At 39.2% G+C, this 16,706-nt stretch carries 16 protein-coding genes and 1 pseudogene; 10 read left to right on the top strand and 7 right to left on the bottom strand.

The genetic code is table 11. The features are described from left to right. Position 1 precedes the first annotated feature (1 nt). A complete protein-coding gene (locus ACZ5YP_RS03635; RefSeq protein WP_464835943.1) occupies positions 2-724 on the top strand; it encodes a nucleotidyltransferase domain-containing protein in 723 nt (240 codons plus the stop codon). Between the two features lie 45 nt (positions 725-769). Here ACZ5YP_RS03635 and ACZ5YP_RS03630 read toward each other — a convergent pair whose 3' ends face one another. After that, a complete protein-coding gene (locus tag ACZ5YP_RS03630; RefSeq protein WP_464835892.1) occupies positions 770-1,831 on the bottom strand; it encodes an mRNA surveillance protein pelota in 1,062 nt (353 codons plus the stop codon). Between the two features lie 90 nt (positions 1,832-1,921). On the opposite strand from ACZ5YP_RS03630, the pseudogene ACZ5YP_RS03625 reads away from it, so the two are divergent. Beyond that, positions 1,922-4,316 (top strand): annotated as a pseudogene (locus tag ACZ5YP_RS03625) (DNA-directed DNA polymerase). Here ACZ5YP_RS03625 and dnaG read toward each other — a convergent pair. The 3 genes from dnaG to ACZ5YP_RS03610 all read right to left on the bottom strand — a co-directional run bounded on the left by dnaG (position 4,313) and on the right by ACZ5YP_RS03610 (position 6,038). Further along, positions 4,313-5,515 (bottom strand): DNA primase DnaG, encoded by a 1,203-nt coding sequence (dnaG, locus tag ACZ5YP_RS03620; RefSeq protein ID WP_464835891.1) that lies wholly within the window; start codon positions 5,513-5,515, stop codon positions 4,313-4,315. The pseudogene ACZ5YP_RS03625 and the gene dnaG overlap by 4 nt on opposite strands. A gap of 89 nt (positions 5,516-5,604) precedes the next feature. After that, a complete protein-coding gene (locus ACZ5YP_RS03615) occupies positions 5,605-5,793 on the bottom strand; it encodes a 50S ribosomal protein L37e (RefSeq protein WP_464835890.1) in 189 nt (62 codons plus the stop codon). Positions 5,794-5,810: 17 nt separating this feature from the next. Then, positions 5,811-6,038: an LSM domain-containing protein gene (locus ACZ5YP_RS03610; protein ID WP_464835889.1), complete on the bottom strand. Its 228-nt coding sequence runs from the start codon at positions 6,036-6,038 to the stop codon at positions 5,811-5,813. Between the two features lie 182 nt (positions 6,039-6,220). Here ACZ5YP_RS03610 and ACZ5YP_RS03605 point away from each other — a divergent pair, with 182 nt between their 5' ends. Then, complete coding sequence (locus ACZ5YP_RS03605; RefSeq protein WP_464835888.1) at positions 6,221-6,916, top strand: FKBP-type peptidyl-prolyl cis-trans isomerase; 696 nt, start codon at positions 6,221-6,223, stop codon at positions 6,914-6,916. An 18-nt stretch (positions 6,917-6,934) separates the two neighbouring features. Here the strand turns inward: ACZ5YP_RS03605 and ACZ5YP_RS03600 are convergent, their stop codons facing one another. Then, the gene (locus ACZ5YP_RS03600) at positions 6,935-7,993 is read right to left on the bottom strand and encodes an NAD(P)-dependent glycerol-1-phosphate dehydrogenase (protein WP_464835887.1); all 1,059 of its coding nucleotides are present in this window, start codon (positions 7,991-7,993) and stop codon (positions 6,935-6,937) included. Positions 7,994-8,107: 114 nt separating this feature from the next. On the opposite strand from ACZ5YP_RS03600, the gene psmB reads away from it, so the two are divergent. The 4 genes from psmB (at position 8,108) to rtcA (ending at position 12,366) form a co-directional block, all read left to right on the top strand. After that, positions 8,108-8,743 carry an archaeal proteasome endopeptidase complex subunit beta gene (gene psmB, locus ACZ5YP_RS03595; RefSeq protein ID WP_464835886.1) on the top strand — a complete coding sequence of 212 codons (636 nt, stop codon included), beginning with the start codon at positions 8,108-8,110 and terminating at the stop codon, positions 8,741-8,743. Positions 8,744-8,870: 127 nt separating this feature from the next. Beyond that, entirely contained in the window at positions 8,871-10,772 is a 1,902-nt protein-coding gene (locus ACZ5YP_RS03590; protein ID WP_464835942.1) for a beta-CASP ribonuclease aCPSF1, read from the top strand. Between the two features lie 12 nt (positions 10,773-10,784). After that, positions 10,785-11,312, top strand: coding sequence for a nicotinamide-nucleotide adenylyltransferase (locus ACZ5YP_RS03585; protein WP_464835885.1), 528 nt, complete (start codon positions 10,785-10,787; stop codon positions 11,310-11,312). After that, positions 11,293-12,366: an RNA 3'-terminal phosphate cyclase gene (gene rtcA / locus ACZ5YP_RS03580; RefSeq protein ID WP_464835884.1), complete on the top strand. Its 1,074-nt coding sequence runs from the start codon at positions 11,293-11,295 to the stop codon at positions 12,364-12,366. The genes ACZ5YP_RS03585 and rtcA overlap by 20 nt, the downstream gene beginning before the upstream one ends. Here rtcA and ACZ5YP_RS03575 read toward each other — a convergent pair. Both ACZ5YP_RS03575 and ACZ5YP_RS03570 read right to left on the bottom strand, forming a co-directional pair. After that, a complete protein-coding gene (locus tag ACZ5YP_RS03575; protein WP_464835883.1) occupies positions 12,341-13,354 on the bottom strand; it encodes a GTPase in 1,014 nt (337 codons plus the stop codon). The two genes, rtcA and ACZ5YP_RS03575, sit on opposite strands and share 26 nt — an antisense overlap. 88 nt (positions 13,355-13,442) lie before the next feature. Beyond that, positions 13,443-14,069, bottom strand: a complete 627-nt coding sequence (locus ACZ5YP_RS03570; protein WP_464835882.1) for a TFIIB-type zinc ribbon-containing protein — start codon at positions 14,067-14,069, stop codon at positions 13,443-13,445. 147 nt (positions 14,070-14,216) lie between these two features. Between ACZ5YP_RS03570 and ACZ5YP_RS03565 the strand changes: the two genes are divergently transcribed. The 3 genes from ACZ5YP_RS03565 to ACZ5YP_RS03555 all read left to right on the top strand — a co-directional run bounded on the left by ACZ5YP_RS03565 (position 14,217) and on the right by ACZ5YP_RS03555 (position 16,680). After that, positions 14,217-14,828: an Ntn hydrolase family protein gene (locus ACZ5YP_RS03565; RefSeq protein WP_464835881.1), complete on the top strand. Its 612-nt coding sequence runs from the start codon at positions 14,217-14,219 to the stop codon at positions 14,826-14,828. Positions 14,829-14,898: 70 nt separating this feature from the next. After that, a complete protein-coding gene (locus ACZ5YP_RS03560; RefSeq protein ID WP_464835880.1) occupies positions 14,899-15,411 on the top strand; it encodes a ferritin family protein in 513 nt (170 codons plus the stop codon). A gap of 108 nt (positions 15,412-15,519) precedes the next feature. Then, positions 15,520-16,680: an MFS transporter gene (locus ACZ5YP_RS03555; RefSeq protein ID WP_464835879.1), complete on the top strand. Its 1,161-nt coding sequence runs from the start codon at positions 15,520-15,522 to the stop codon at positions 16,678-16,680. Positions 16,681-16,706 lie beyond the last annotated feature (26 nt).

Genomic DNA, 16,706 nt, shown 5'->3' with positions numbered 1-16,706 from the left:
TGTGTTGACTAGAACGAGGGTTAGAAGTACACCTGAATTCCGCGAAGTAGAGTATACACCAGAGCATTGGAGGCTACTTAGAGAATTACGGAGTAAAGCTAGGAGTATAATGGAGCCTCTTGCACGTCAGGGTTTTACATTGTGGTTGCATGGTAGTATAGCTAGAGGAGATGTCCGGGAGAAAAGCGATATAGACATAGTTATCCCCGTCAAGCTACCAGGATACCTGGTAGAACTAGCACTAGAGAAAGCTGGATTTAAATATTATTCGAGGTATATAGTAGCTGCAACACCAACCACGACGCCAAAGGGTATTATATATCTAGACGCCGAGGAGAGAATATCTATTAGTTTTCCACTAGTTGAGTTTAAACCAAGAGAACTAGAGTTCTTCAAGTATAGTGGAGTAATAGACTACCAGGGACTATTATTAGACAAGAGAGTACCAGGAGTAAACAAAAACCTTGTTTTAATAATACCAACCGAGAAAGGACACATTGAAACACCAGTTATAGGATACGAAGACTATGTAGCTAAAACTCTCGAGGTAAGTGTCGACATCGTTAAAGAAAGAGTAGAGGTGTTATCAAAGAGAGATCAAGTTGGAAGAACAGGTATATTCGCGAAAATACCGTTAGCACCAGGTGAAAGCTTTGAAGAAGGATTTGAAAGACTATTAAGAGAAAAACCATTAATGAGGAGAATACTCGAAGAAGAATCATAGTCACTCTACGCATTTTGGAGTCGTAGAAAACCCTGTTGTTAAAGACTATTCTGGTTTAAAGACTTTAAATCTAAGTATTGCAACTATTCCTCCAAAACCAGCTAGTTCACCGCCAATATCTGTTTTTGATGGTACTATTACTACATCTGCTTTTCTATCATAAGCATTTCTCAGTGTTTCATACACAGTGTTTCTTAGTTCGTCGTCTGGTGTGCGGAGTAGTTCGTCTAGTACTAGTAGTTTCTCTACTGCTCCTATTAGAGCGGCACTTCTTACTTCTTCTACTCCATAAGCTACTAATTCATGGTCTTTAACTAGTAGTTCTTTAAACTCGTTGAGTATACTAGTGGCTTTTACTAGACTCAACTCTCCCATTATATTCTTGAATAAATCTCTATTCAAAGCCTCGGATATACCCTTACATCCACCAGTAGACGTTGTATCTGTATACAATGGGAGTTTAGTGTTTTCCCCGATTAGGGTTTTCAACTGGTTTTTTATTTCGCCGGGCCCTACGATAACTACTGCATTAACATCTTCGTTTTTCAGTGTTTGAACTACTACTTCAACTACTTGTTTGAGATATGTTTTAATTATTGATTCATGGTCTACTGCGTAATGCTTGCTTGGTAGGTTTACACTAGACTCCCATATGTGTTTAACTCCCTGTTCTGCTACTAGCCCTATGCAGACCTCGTCGAAGTCTATTGATACAACGAGTACTCTATTCTTTGTTGTCTGGCGTTTGAGTAGGTCTACTTCTATTTTACTCCATTCTTCTTTGACGATACTCAATACATCTCCAACACCAATACTCAATGTGTGGTGTTTACCTTGTACACCGAATTTCTCGGGGCCTTCTACAACAATACCCGATATTCTTATTTTATTGGTGAATTCTTGGAATTCTATTTTTTTCACTTTTACTCCCAGTATCATTGGTATACGTGAGCCCTCTGATCCATCTCCAACTTTTACTTCACGTGTTGTTTTAGCGTATACTATATCTCCCTCTCTCAAGACATTGTAGAGTATCCATAAATCGTCGAGTGTTTCAACTTGTACTTGTATTACACCGTGTTTTAAGTCTTCTCCCAGTATCTTCATTATCCCAGCTTCAACATCAACTATTGGTTTTAACTATTGATTAATCTTTATTCCTGTTTAAACAATATTAATTGTTTGAGGATTAAACCCATGAGTGAAATCGAATTCTACTTACTAGATGTAACATATGAGGTTGTTGGTGGAGAACCCCATATTATAATGTATGGAGTATCCAGAGATGGACGGAGAATAGTTCTCCGCGACAAGTCTTTTAGACCATATTTCTACGCAATAATTAGTGACGATGTAGACCCTACTCTACTAGTATCAAAAATTAAAGCTCTCTCAGAACCCAATTCTCCAATTACTAGTGTTGAACAAGTATACAAGAAGTATTATGGTAGACCAGTCAAGGCATTGAAAATAACTACTGTTATACCAGAATACGTTAGACGCTATAGAGACAAAGTAAAGTCGATTAGAGGAGTAGAAGAAGTCGTCGAGGCAGATATACGGTTTAGTATGAGGTATATTCTAGACAAAGAACTGAGGCCGTGTGGTTGGCACATAGTTAGAGTTAGAGAATCCCCGTCGACGAAGTCTTTTAGAGTAGATAGTGAATACGAGGTTGTTGGAGAGATAAGAATCGCTTGAAGACTCAACACCACCCAGAGATTTAAGGTTAATGGCTGTTGACATAGAGGTTTACAGTGAACACGGTTCTCCAAAGCCAAGTAGAGACCCAGTTATAATAATTGGAGTTGGTGTTCCAGGCGGGGGTGTAAAACAGTTTACTGCTAGTGGACTAGACGATAGAAACGCTATAGCCGAGTTTGTAGACTACGTATTAAAATATGATCCAGACATTATACTCGGCTACAATAGCAACTCGTTTGACTGGCCCTATCTACTCGAGAGAACACGTGTACTCGGAATTAGATTTGATATTGGGAGAAGAATCGGCGCACTCCCCACTACTAGTACTTATGGACACATATCTATACCCGGTAGACTAAGCGTTGATTTATACAATTACGCAGAAGAAATCTCAGAAATAAAATTGAAGAGTTTAGATGTAGTAGCTGAATACCTTGGTGTAATGAAGAGAAACGAGAGGGTTTTAATAGACTACACAGAGTTCCCCAAGTACTGGAGAGACCCCGAGAAAAAGAAGTTGTTGTTAAAGTATAATGAAGACGATGTTGTCTCCACACTGGGGCTGGCAGATAAATTCCTACCATTTGCTATGCAGTTATCCTATATTACGAGGATTCCACTAGACCAGGTTGGAGCGGCGAGTGTTGGTTTTAGACTTGAATGGGTTTTAATGTATGAGGCCTATAAGAGAAACGAGTTGATCCCCAATAGAGAGGAGAGAGAGGTAGAAACCTACAAGGGTGCAGTAGTGTTTAAACCAGTTCCAGGTATACATGAAGATATAGCTGTACTAGACTTTACTAGTATGTATCCTAGCATCATGATCAAGTACAATGTAGGTCCAGATACACTAGTTGGAGAATTATGCGAGGGAGAAGGATACAATATAGCGCCAGAAGTAGGACATTGTTTTAGAGCTGAACCACCAGGATTCTTCAAAGACGTACTAGTTAAACTACTACAATTGAGAAAGAGTATTAGAGAAGAAATGAAAAAGTATCCTCCAACTAGCTACGAGTATAGACTACTAGACGAGAGACAGAGAGCAGTGAAAATCCTAGCTAATGCAACATATGGATATATGGGTTGGACTGGTGCACGATGGTATTGTAAAGCATGTGCTGAAGCAGTAACAGCTTGGGGTAGGCAATTAATTAGAAAAGCAGTTGATTTAGCTTCAAACCTTGGATTGAAAGTCATATATGGAGATACAGACTCTCTCTTTGTAACCTACAATCCAGAGAAAATAAAGATATTTATTGAACTCGTCGAGAGAGAACTAGGATTTGAAATCAAAGTCGACAAGGTATACAAGAGAGTATTCTTTACAGAAGCCAAGAAGAGATATGCTGGACTACTAGAAGACGGTAGAATAGACATTGTAGGATTTGAGGCGGTGAGAGGCGATTGGGCTGAAGTAGCCAAGGAGGTACAGGAAAACATTGTAGAAATACTCCTTAAAGAGGGGAGTGTTGATAAAGCAGTTGAATACGTGAGAACAGTAATATCGAATTTAATGCAGGGTAAAATACCACTAGAAAAACTCATTATATGGAAGACACTTACAAAACCACTAGAAGAATACGAGGCAACAGCACCCCATGTAAAAGCTGCTCGTAGATTAATCAACCAGGGGTTTAAAGTAGAAGTTGGTGATAAAATAGGATATGTGGTATTAAAGGGGACGGGTTCTATTTCAGATAGAGCATATCCATACATACTTGTCAAAGACCCTAAGACAATAGACTACAACTACTATATAGACCATCAAATAATACCGGCAACTCTTAGAATACTAGAGTATTTTGGAGTATCAGAAACACAGTTAAAACGAGCATCAACTGGTAGAAAAGGATTATTTGAATACCTTGGTAAAAAACAATCTTAGAGATTCAACTCGTTATAAGTCAATACTGTTGTTTCGGGTGGTTTATACTGGATTTTTCCGAGCCGGGCAGCAATAATCAATTTTACATTCTTACTCGCCGCTGTATCTACTAGTCTCTGAGTAGCTATACCATCCATTAAAACAGCGTATGCTTTACCAGGCTCTATATTCGACAATTCATTTACCAAGTCTCTAACTGGTATTCTCTTTATCTCGCTCCAGTCTTGTGCGTAGATAATGGATTCTAGTGTTCCCTGAAGGCTTTTAGCAGTGTTGATTACTGATTCTGGAATTGTAATTGTCTCAGCTTCTCTAGCTACTTCTGGTATTTTATGGAGTTTTCTCTGTGTTTGGAGTAGTTCTTCGGCTTCTTTAACCCCGCTTTTTACTTGTTCTTCAAGGTATTCCAGGGTTGACTTTGCATTTTTCAATGCTTCTTCGATTTCTTTACCGGTTAAGTCTTCTACTTCTCTGTTTGGTGGTGCTCTAGAGATGTAGTCTACTCTAATAGTCCTCAATACTTCTTTTATAATTAAGTCTCCGCCGTGGTCTCCATCAACTAATAGGATGATCTTTTTCTGGCTAGCTAGGTTTTTAATAGTGTCTGGTACTCTGCGTGCTCCGCCAAGTGCTATTACATTGGTGTACCCGTATCTCAATAAGTTTATAACGTCTGCTCTACCCTCTACTACTATGATCGTATCGCTTTTATCTACGTCGGGGCCTGCTGGCAGGCCTTCTGGTCCATAGGAGACGGGTTCTGGTGCTTTAAGGTATTCTTGTATACTTCTAATGACTTCTTTAATGTCTGGTGTTTTCTCTTTACCCCATAATCTGAGTATTTCAACTGTTCTCTCAATGATCTTCTTTATTTTCTCGAGTCTTAGGTCTTGGATATCCTGTATTTTTACTTCGGCGTCGTATGGTCCTACACGATCTACTGTTTCAACCATGGCTGCTAGTAGTGCTGTCTCTATTCTGTCGAGATTGCTTGGTATTAGGATTTCACCGATTGTCTTGTTTCCCTGTGTTTTCGTGTTTACTATTATTCTTCCTACTCTACCCTTGTCTTGTAGATTTCTCAAGTCGAATTCGCTTCCAAGTAGTCCTTCTGTCTGCCCGAATAATGCTCCTATAATGTCGTGTTTTTCAACTACTCCGTCAACGACTATTCTAGCTCTAATTAAATATTTAGCCATAAGTGTGACACCTGAAGTCTACGAAAACAATTTTGTTATACCTGGTAATAGTGTTTACTCTATTGTTGTCTTGGTTGGAGGGGGTTTGTTTAAACAATTCTAACTCTATTTACTTTTTTGTTTTGCCAACTATACCTTCTAATCCTCTTGCTTCGTCCAAAACCACATGCTGCACAATATCCTTTTGCAACGTTGAAACTGTGTCTTCCACATCTACGGCATCTAATGTGTGTTTTGCTTCTTCCATGTTTACCCATGCTTGGTGTTCCTTTTACCATGTTTCAACCACCTCTTTCTACTCTGTTATGGGGGAGATGAGTATTACATTGTCTCCTCTAATAACTACTGTTCCTAGTTTTCTCACTGTTCCATCGCTTCTTATTTCTTCTGTATCGTCTAATACAATGTTTAAGTGTTGGTCGAAGCTTCTTAGTTTTCCTCTTAGTGAAATACCCTCTCTTGTTTTAATTAATACTATGTTGCCGACGTTTTCTTCTAGTATTTTGTGTGCAGTGTCACTCAAATCTAACACCTTGTATATACCTACTTGATTTAATCATAGTTTAAAGCTATACTATCCTAAACGTGTTAAACAAGTTAAGGGTTAAAAAATACATTACACACAAATTCTTCATCAAGATTTATTAAGCTTAAATCTCTATTGTGTCTCACAGTTAAAAACACGTAGATGAGGGTTGATTATTCATGCCCTTTAACAAAGGAGACTTTTTGCTCGTAGAATACACGATTAGAGTGAAAGATACAAATGCAGTAATAGACACTACAGATGCAGAACTAGCGAAAAAAGAAAACATATACGAGTCAAATAGAATCTATGGACCAGTACTAATAGTACTTGGAAAGAACTGGTTAAACGCCTACGTCGAAGAAGAAATAGCAAAACTAAGTGAAAACGAAGAAAAAGAAATAGAACTACCACCAGAAAAAGCATTCGGTGAGAGAGACCCCAGTAAAGTAAGAATATTTAGTCTACGTGAATTCCAGAGGAGAGGATATACAGTCAGCGTTGGAGACGTAGTTGAAGTAGGAGGAGTAAGAGGTATTGTTAAACAAATAAGTGGTGGTAGAGTAACAATAGATTTCAACCACCCACTAGCCGGTAAAACACTAGTATACAAAGTAAAAGTAGTTAGAAAACTCGAAGACTTCAACGAGAAAGCAAAATACCTAGCTTCTAGACATCTAGGAATACCCAGCGATGAAGTAAGTGTAGAATACAGTGAAGGAGACGGAAAACTAGTAGTTAAAATACCCGGTAAATACATTACACGTGAAAACCTAGGCTACTCCAAACTAACACTAGCAGCTGACGTATTCGAGTTGTTTAAAGACCAGGTAAAAACCCTAGTATACCAAGAAGAGATAAAGAAGCCACAATAACCAAATCGTTTTTAACTCCTAAATAACACTGGTTTCACGAAGTACTTTTAAAGCAGCTTCTTCAGATACCCCTCTTTCACCTAGAATAGTATACCTTTCTGGTCTAATACTTGGAGCTATAGTCAATGCTTTTACTAGGATTTCTGGTGGCAGTCCCAACTCGCTTGCAGTTGTCGGCAACCCTATTTTCCTCATTACTCTCCTTATACGCTTCCATAACGGGTCTCCGTAAATATAGAGCATTATAATAGTGCCGAGTGCTACTGCTTCCCCGTGGAGTACTCTTCCAGGAGCTAGTATTTCTAGTGCATGAGCAAATAAATGCTCGCTTCCACTCGCCGGTCTGCTAGAACCAGCTATACACATTGAAACACCACTACTTACAAGTGCTTCTACTAGTATTCTCACTCCTTCTGGTGAACTAGAAGCTATTTCTTCATGGTATCTAAGAGCGTGTTTAGCACTTAGAAGTGCTAGTTGAGCAGCGTATTCTCCATAATACTCGCCTTTTAATCTATGTGCTAGTTGCCAGTCTCTTACAGATACGAATTTCCCTAGTAGGTCTCCTATACCGGATAGTATTAGTCTCTTTGGTGCTTTCGAGATAATATCTGTATCAGCTATTACCGCGTATGGAGTACTAGTCTTCATACTATATGGTTTATCACTACCTTTCAAACTGGCAAAAGGACTTGCTATTCCATCGTGGCTGGGCGCGAGTGGTATACTAATAACTGGTACTCCTGTTTTGAAACCTGTGTATTTAGCAATATCTATTGATTTACCACCACCAACGCCAATAACAACATCTATACTTTTACTACTAGCTTCTTCGGCGATTCTCTGAGCTGTTTCAAGTTTAGAGTCTTTTACTCTCCAAACAAATACTTCTCCAAAATCTCTTGCTGTTTTCTCGACGAATACTCCTCCCGCTGTATACGTGTTTTCTCCTGTGACTACGCCTATTCTAAGTGTTTCTTTATCATTTAACTCTCTGAGTATACTGGGGAGGCTATTCAGTGCTCCACTACCAACAATAACCTTTAATGGTAGAATAATCTCGTGTATTCTACTCATACCACTCACTATTTTTCACATTGTCCCTCTATGGTTTTGTAGAGTAATAAGTATTTAAGTCTAAATAGGGTTATCAATAACACAGTAACTTACTTAGACTTGGTGTTTACTGAAATGAATGTTGAATCTAAGACTACAACTGTTGGATTAACACTGAGAGACTACGTGGTTCTAGCAGCTGATAAAAGAGCTACAGCCGGCCCTGCAGTATACCATAAAGCAGTAAAGAAAATAGCTAAAATAACTGATAGAGCAGCAATGACTATTTCAGGTCTTGTAGCAGACGCTCAGATATTAGTAGACAATATGAGGTATATAGTACGTGAATACGAGCTGTCTACTGGTAGACCAATGAGTATAAGGGCGATGGCATCAAATCTCTCTCTAATACTATCAACGTATTTAAGAATCTATCCATTTATTGTTCAACTACTACTTGGAGGCTACGATGAGAAAGAGGGGCCCAGCCTCTACTACTTAGACCTATATGGAACAGTAACAAGAGAGAAATACATGGCTACTGGCAGTGGATCCCCCGTGGCATTTGGCGTGTTGGAATCAGGATATAGAGAAGATTTAACGCTGGAAGCAGCAGTAGACCTAGCAGTAAAAGCTGTCACGGCTGCATTGAGTAGAGATGGCTTCTCGGGAGAGGGAGTTGACGTACTAGTAATTGGTAGAGATGGAGTAGTACTTGAAAAAACAATTCAATTAAAGAAAACTCTCACTCCAACCTCGAAAACCGAGTAGTCTCTATTTTTAAAAGGGTTGAATACATACTCTTAATCGGTCTTGTTTATCAATGCTTTTAATCCTGCAAGCTAGAGAGGGGTTATAGTTGACATCAGGAAGACTGTTGCTAGACAGAGGAAAACTAATGCTGTTGAAGAGTATAATGGAGGAAATACCGGCTGAGCTCGAACTATCAAATATTGAATTCGAGGGTCCATTAATAGTAATATACATTAGAAATAGAAAAGCACTAGTTAAATACCCGATGCTAGCACAGACAATAGCGAAGAAAGTTAGAAAGAGAATAGTTATACGAGTATCTCCCGATGCAAGACTCGACAAAGAAGAAGCCAAGAAAATAATAATTGAATACTCGCCTAAAGAAGCCGGCATAGACCCCAATGGAATGTACTTTGACGAGGCAAGCGGGGAAGTATTAGTAAAAGCAGAGAAGCCAGGATATATCATTGGCAAGGGCAACGTTTTTCGAAACATGCTTCTAGCTGAAACAGGGTGGAGAGTAGTACCACTTAGAACAACACCGTTCGAGACAAAAACACTCAAAGAAATCACTAACTACTTGATTAAACAAAGCGAGTATAGACTGGAATTTCTGAGAACACTTGGCGAGAGAGTACATAGAGATGTAATATATAAAAACAACTATGTTAGAATAACCGGCCTCGGCGGGTTTAGAGAAGTCGGTAGATCAGCGATACTAGTTGAAACAAGAGAGAGTAGAATACTGTTAGACTTTGGAATAAATGTTGGCGCGTTTTCAGACCCGTTCAAAGCCTATCCAATAATAGATATATTGAGAATAGACGAGCTAGATGGAGTAATAGTAACACACGCACACCTAGACCACGCTGGACTGGTACCATTACTCTACAAGTATGGGTATAGAGGACCAGTATATACTACCAAGCCAACTAGAGAGTTAATGGCTATAATGCTCAAAGACCTACTAGAAGTCTCAAAGAAATCAGGTAGATATATTCCATATGGAGAAAAAGACTTGTTAACAGCACTAACACACACTATAACAGTAGACTATGACGAAGTAACAGATGTAGCACCAGATATAAAGCTCACAATGTACAATGCTGGCCACCTCCTTGGATCTGGAATAGTACACCTCCACATTGGAATGGGATTATACAATATCGTCTACACAGGCGACTTTAAATATGCTGATTCAAGACTGCTGAGTAGAGCACACACAGAATTCCCAAGAGTAGAAGCACTTATAATGGAGAGTACTTATGGAGCCAGCCTGCAAGAACCAAGAGCGCAAGCAGAAGCTAGATTAATAGAAATTGTAAAGAGAACAGCAGAGCGCAATGGAGTAACACTAATACCCGTATTCGCAGCTGGTAGAGGACAAGAAATACTCCTAGTATTAAACAGTGCTATAAAAGAAAAACAAATACCACCAATTAACATCTACGTTGAGGGATTAGTAAACGAGGTAACAGCAGTACATCTACAATACCCAGAATACCTCAGCAAGAAAGTTAGAGAGGATATCTACAATGGTGAAAACCCATTTATAACAGACAACGTGAAAATCCTGGAAGGCCCTGTTGCAAGGCCGGACATAGTGGAAGACAGGCCATCAGTAATTATTGCAACTAATGGAATGTTGAATGGAGGCCCTGCAGTAGAATACTTTAAACTACTAGCAGAAGACCCGAGAAACGCAATTGTATTCGTTGGATACCAGGCCGAGGGAACACTTGGAAGAATGGTTAAAGATGGAATGAAAGAAGTATCAATAATTGTTGAAAACAAAGTAGAAGCTATAAAAGTAAACCTCGAAGTAGAAAGCATTGACGGCTTCAGTGGACACAGCGATCAACGCGAACTACTAGCATATGCAAGAGATATTAATCCAAAACCAAAAACAATTATTTTAAACCACGGAGAGCCAAACGCTATAGATGCACTCGCATCATTATTAAAGAAGTCAAAGGAGATCAGGGCTTACACTCAGAAAATACTAACACCATCAAATCTCGACTCAATCCACTTAACAGCACAGTAGGAGTGGATGTAATTGAAGCGAGCACTATTCCCCGGTAGATTTCAGCCATTTCACAAAGGACACTTGGCAGCTATAAATCAATTACTCGACGAGTACGATGAAGTAATAGTTGCTATTGGAAGCGCGCAAGAAGGGTATACATGTCGAAATCCATTTACAGCTGGAGAGCGCTGGGAAATGATATATAGAGTAATAAGAGAAAACGGGCTTCTTGGAAGGGTCTGGATGATAACTATTCCAGATATAAATATGCCTCTGACTTGGACAGCATACGTATTATCAATGTCTCCCAAAGTAGACGTTGTAGCCTCTGGAAACCCCCAGACACTATACCTGTTTGAATGGCTTGGTAAACCAACCAAGAGGGTTACTCTACTAGAACCCACGAGGTATCATGGTACGAGGATAAGAGAGTTAATGGCTAGAGGTAGCGATGAATGGCGTGAACTAGTACCACCATCGGTATCTGAATACATAGATGAAATGAAGGGAGTAGAAAGAGTTAGGAGGTTGTGTTTCGATGAACATACTACGTATTGATGGAAGTATGGGTGAGGGAGGAGGACAGATACTAAGATACTCGCTAGCACTATCAGCACTACTTCTCCAACCAGTAGAAGTATACAATATTAGAGCTAAGAGGAGCAATCCCGGGCTAAGACCACAGCATTTAACAACTGTTAAAGCACTAGCAGAGCTCACTAAAGCAGAAGTTGAAGGTGCGCACGTAGGTAGTTCGAGACTAGTATTCAAGCCCGTTGAAAGACGCTGTGGAGATTTTACATTTGATATTGGAACAGCTGGAAGCGTCTCTCTCGTAATCCAAGCAATACTACCAGTACTATTGTTTAGCGATTGCTCTTCTAGAGTGACAATTAAAGGAGGTACTAATGTACCAATGAGTCCACCAATAGACTACATGATACACGTATTTACATATAATCTTAGACATTTCGGCGTAAATGTAGATATTAAACTACATAGACGTGGACACTACCCTAGAGGTGGTGGATTAGTAGAACTACGTGTAAACCCCGTTAAACAGCCATTAACACCCATAAACAAGGTTTCACGTGGTAAACCAGTAAAACTATTCATTACAAGCCACGCTGTAAAACTACCACACCACGTTGCAAAGAGACAAGCGGATTCAGCATTAAACATACTTAGAAAATACATTAATGTAGAGCCGAGAGTTGAAATAGAAACATATCCACCAGAGAGAGATCCACATCTAGGCCCTGGAAGCGGAATACTAGTATACGTAGAAACAGATATGGATGTTAGACTTGGAGGCGACTCTCTTGGCGAAAAAGGTAAACCAGCAGAGAAAGTTGGTGAAGAAGCCGCGTTATCACTAATTGAAGACTATGAAACAGGAATGGCGTTTGATAAACACATGGGTGATATGCTTATACCATATATGTTTCTAGCTAGAGGTGAAAGCATTGCAGGTGTATCAAGAATAACAATGCATCTCGCTACAGCTGTAGAAGTAGCAAAACTCTTTATTCCAAGTGCCCGCGTAGGAGTACAAGGCGAGATAGGTAAACCCGGTATAGTGAGAATTACTGGTGTTTCTTTTTCTCCTTGAGACAGCTTACTAGTAGTTGGCGGATTTCATCTAGATTGTAGCCTGTTAATGCAGAAATAGGTATGGGTTTTAAACCAGTTTTACTTTCAACTTCTCTCATATACTCCTCCAACTCTGTTTTCGAGAGTAAGTCTGCTTTATTGAAGACTATGGTTACTGGTTTATCACCGAGGAGGCGTTTTACTGATTCATAAACGTTTAATTGTTCTTGGAGTGTATAGTAGAAGCTAGGTGTATAGGCAAATAAGTAGACTACGTGGTCTGCTAGGTGTTTCAGTGCAAGTATTGCTTTGTATTCAATAATATTCTTTTCTTCAATTGGAGTATCCAGTATACCCGGTGAGTCAATAATAACTATTCTACCATATGGTTCGACAACGAGGTGTCCAGCTATAAGGGTTTTCGTTGTAAACGGGTATGAGCCAATTTCTGGTTTTGCACTAGTTAGTTTTGAAAGTAGTGTTGACTTGCCGACTTGTGGAAGCCCGGCGAGGACGACAATATAGTCTCCCCTTGTATCGGGCATTTTAGATACTTCCTTTAAGTATTCTTTAACTAGTACTACTCGTTTATCCATTCTCTTATATATTGATAAAAGCCTGCCTATACCAGCTCTAAAAGTCAATACTATTCTTCTCTTTCTCTTTGAATCCAAACTACCTAGTTCTTGAAGAGCCCACTTGTATATATTTCTAGCTAGTTTAATCCTCTTTTTCACGTCGGCTATGTATTCTTCTACAGTGCTACCAGTATATACCTTAAATAGCTCTCTATAGAAGTCACCAGCGTTTTGAATCAATACGAGTGCTTCGAGGAGCTTGTTTAATTCGCTTTCAATTACCTGGAATGCCGATGTTGTTTTCCTCTTCATAAATAACTTGAAGTCTTCGCCTTCTAATGGCTTGATCTTTTTCAATGAATTGTTTAAATACTCGTAGAGCTCGTTGTAGTTTCTAACGTATAGTTTAGACAATACTGGCTTTTCCATTTAAATCCACGCTGTAAAATTACTTGTATATTTCGTCTAGTATACTTAATCTCTATATCGAATTATTATTCTATACTTATTTTTCTAACTAGCTGGAAAACACTGCATTGTTTTCGAGTTGAGAGTTAAAGGGTTGGATTTGCGGCGACTTCAGTATTTTCTCGGCTATACTCCACAGTCTATTATAACTTGTATTACTAATATTGAATATTTTGACTACATCTTCTCTACTTGGATATCTCCCTGTTTCAAGTTTTACTGCAACCATATAGGCGAGAGCGTATTTACTCCTCTCGCTTCTAGCTAGAAAAGCTGGATTAACACTATTAATAAACTCTAATCCTTTCTTTACTATGTCCCAATACCCATATTCCTCGATGTTTTTAACTGCTTTAATTGATGCTTTTGATTTTATTGCGTGTACGTGTTTTTTCTCGTTGATTATCTTGTTATAGTCTACTTCGAGCCATGGTTTCCTCTTAACTAGTCTATTTGTTTTTTCATATATGCGTAGTAGTTTTCTGTATTCTCGTGAAACAATTGGTTTAATACTACGTGGTTGTTCTCTAATAGAGTCTTCTTCTACATTGTTTACTCTATAATACTGGCATTCAAGTGTTGTCAGTGTATAGTGAACTAGCCCACAAGAACTACAAACTACTTCTCCACGCTCATAATCCCAGATAAGCGTCCCTCCACAAATAGAACACTTCACTTTCGCCACCAATTGATGCTCTGTGGACCGGGTTTATTATAGAATTGGTTTTTTGTGATGGAGACTCGGAGTAGGCCGAAAGTATTCTTAAAACTATATTTACCTTGTTTACAATTATTCTAAACAAGACGCTTAATGGTGGTATCGATGGGAATGGTTTTACCGGGAACAGCTGTTGGTATTAAAACACGTGACGGAGTAGTACTAGCTACCGACAAGAGAGTAACATACGATGGCTTCATAATGAGCCGCCAAGCAACAAAAGTACACGCTATTACAAGTCGTAGTGGAGTAGCATTTGCAGGTCTCATGGGAGATATTGGCTATATAACAAAACTACTGAAATACGAGGCAAAGAAATACGAGTTGGAAATGGGAAGAGAAATGAAAACAAGGAGTCTAGCTAAAGTACTCTCAATCATACTCTACAGCTACAAGTTCTTTCCAATGTTTACAGAAGTAATAGTTGGAGGCTACGACGAGGCACCAGTACTCTTCATACTAGACCCTGTTGGAAGCGTAATAGAAGAAAAATACGCCACGGCAGGCTCAGGACACCAGTTAGCAATAGGCTATATAGAGCCAAGATACCGTGAAGACCTATCACTAGAAGAAGCAGAGCAATTGGCAATAGGAGCAATAAAGACAGTTATAGAGAGAGACGTGTTATCTGGTGATGGAGTAGACATAATAATATTCACCAAGGATGGATACAAGGTAAAAGAATACCTATTTAAAACACTACAAGAACAACGATAACTCCTATACACACGATTAAACTAAATTTTAAATTCTTCTAACAATGTTTATTCAAGATAGGAGATACATATTGAACACTGAAAAACCCGAATTATTGCTTCGAGAGTTAATAACATGTTCAATTGTACTCGAGAAAATGATTTCTGATCTATACTTTGAACTATATGAGAAGACGAGAGACCCAGATATAAAGCTATTGTTTAGAGTTATTGGCCTCGAGAGCAAAAGACATTCTGAAATACTCGAGGAAACGGCTGTTACCTATGGATTAAAACAGGAGAGGGTTGACTGTAGAAAACACCTTGGAGAACTATTTGTAGTCGTAGAAAGTGTTTTAAATCAATTAAGAGAGAAGTCAGAGCTGACTTTGAAAGACCTGGAGACTATACTAGGGAAGAATTGTATACTAGAAAACTTTGTTGGCGAAGAAACATATCATAGAATTCTCCTTCCACTCCTAGTAGACATGGTGCCAGATGCTTCGGAGTCTCTAGTGCGAATAATGAATAAGATTGTTAGAGACGAGGAATTCCACGAGGAGGCTTTGAAGTACATTATAAGTAGAATTCGAACTAGTCAATAATTGTGTTAATTAATACTGTTTAGTTCTACTGGGTATATAGTATTCTACTGTGTTTCAACTCGTGTTTTTATATCCTAGTTTCTATTGTGTACTACTGGTGACGAATACATGGTTGATAAACACAGAGTTGTCATGGTGTTTTTGATTCTAGGTTTGGTTTCACTCTTTGCTGACATGGTTTATGAGGGTGGTAGGTCGATTAGTGGTGCATATCTTGCTGAGTTAAACGCGCCGGCTTCTTCGAGTGCACTGATTGGTGTTGGCGAGTTTCTGGGACTGGTATTCAGGTTTTTCTCTGGGTATATCTCGGCTGTTATTCAATCTCCACTGGTTCTCTGGGGCTCTGTGTTTCTAGGGTATGCTATTACAGCTCTATGTATACCGCTTATAGGGTTTACGAGTAGCTGGGAGATTGTAGTACTACTATATGTCCTCGACAGAGTTGGTAAGGGGTTGAGAGCACCTGCTAGAGACGTTGTTTTAGCAGAGGTTTCAGAGGGTATTGGTGTTGGTAGGGGTTTTGGAGTACACGAACTACTCGACCAGCTCGGCGCGTTTATAGGTCCCTTGATAGTTAGTATTGTACTGGTTTACTATGGGTATAGAGTAGCCTATTTCACACTGTTAATTCCTGGTTTAATCTCGTTGATCCTTGTTGCAACAGCGTGGACTCTGTATCCTAGGCCCAAAGCTACTACCACTAGGAGACCTGGTTTGACACTGAAGGGTTACAATAAGGGCTTCTGGCTGTATACTATTGCTACTTGTATACTGGCATTGGGGTTTATACACTGGTCTATTGCATCATATTATCTAAGGCAGTTTAGGGGTTTACCAGGCGAGACTATTGGATTAATCTACGCGGTTGCAATGCTTGTAGATGCACTTGTAGCAGTACCACTCGGTGTATTATTTGATAAAGCCAAGGTAAAGGTGTTACTGTTAATTCCACTTTTAATACCGTTCTCAATAGGCCTCTTAGTATATACACCCATAGAACTCATATACCTCGCTGCGATCCCGTGGGGTATAGTAATGTGCTCAGAGGAGAGTATAATGAGGGCTACAATAGCAGTACTAGTAGAGCCATCTAAGAGGCCGTTGGCATATGGTTTATTCGGGCTTTTATTCGGGTCTATTTGGGCTCTAGGAGGCTTTATATACACAGCGATACTTGGAAGCCCAGTATACATGGTGATATATGCAGTTGCCACATCTCTTCTCTCTCTATACCTATACTACCTACTAGTCGAGTCTTGGATAGAATAATTGTTTTAAACTAGGAAAACTCGGTG

The sequence above is a fragment of the Sulfophobococcus zilligii genome (assembly GCF_055398255.1).
This window is presented reverse-complemented; position numbering and strand designations above follow the sequence as displayed.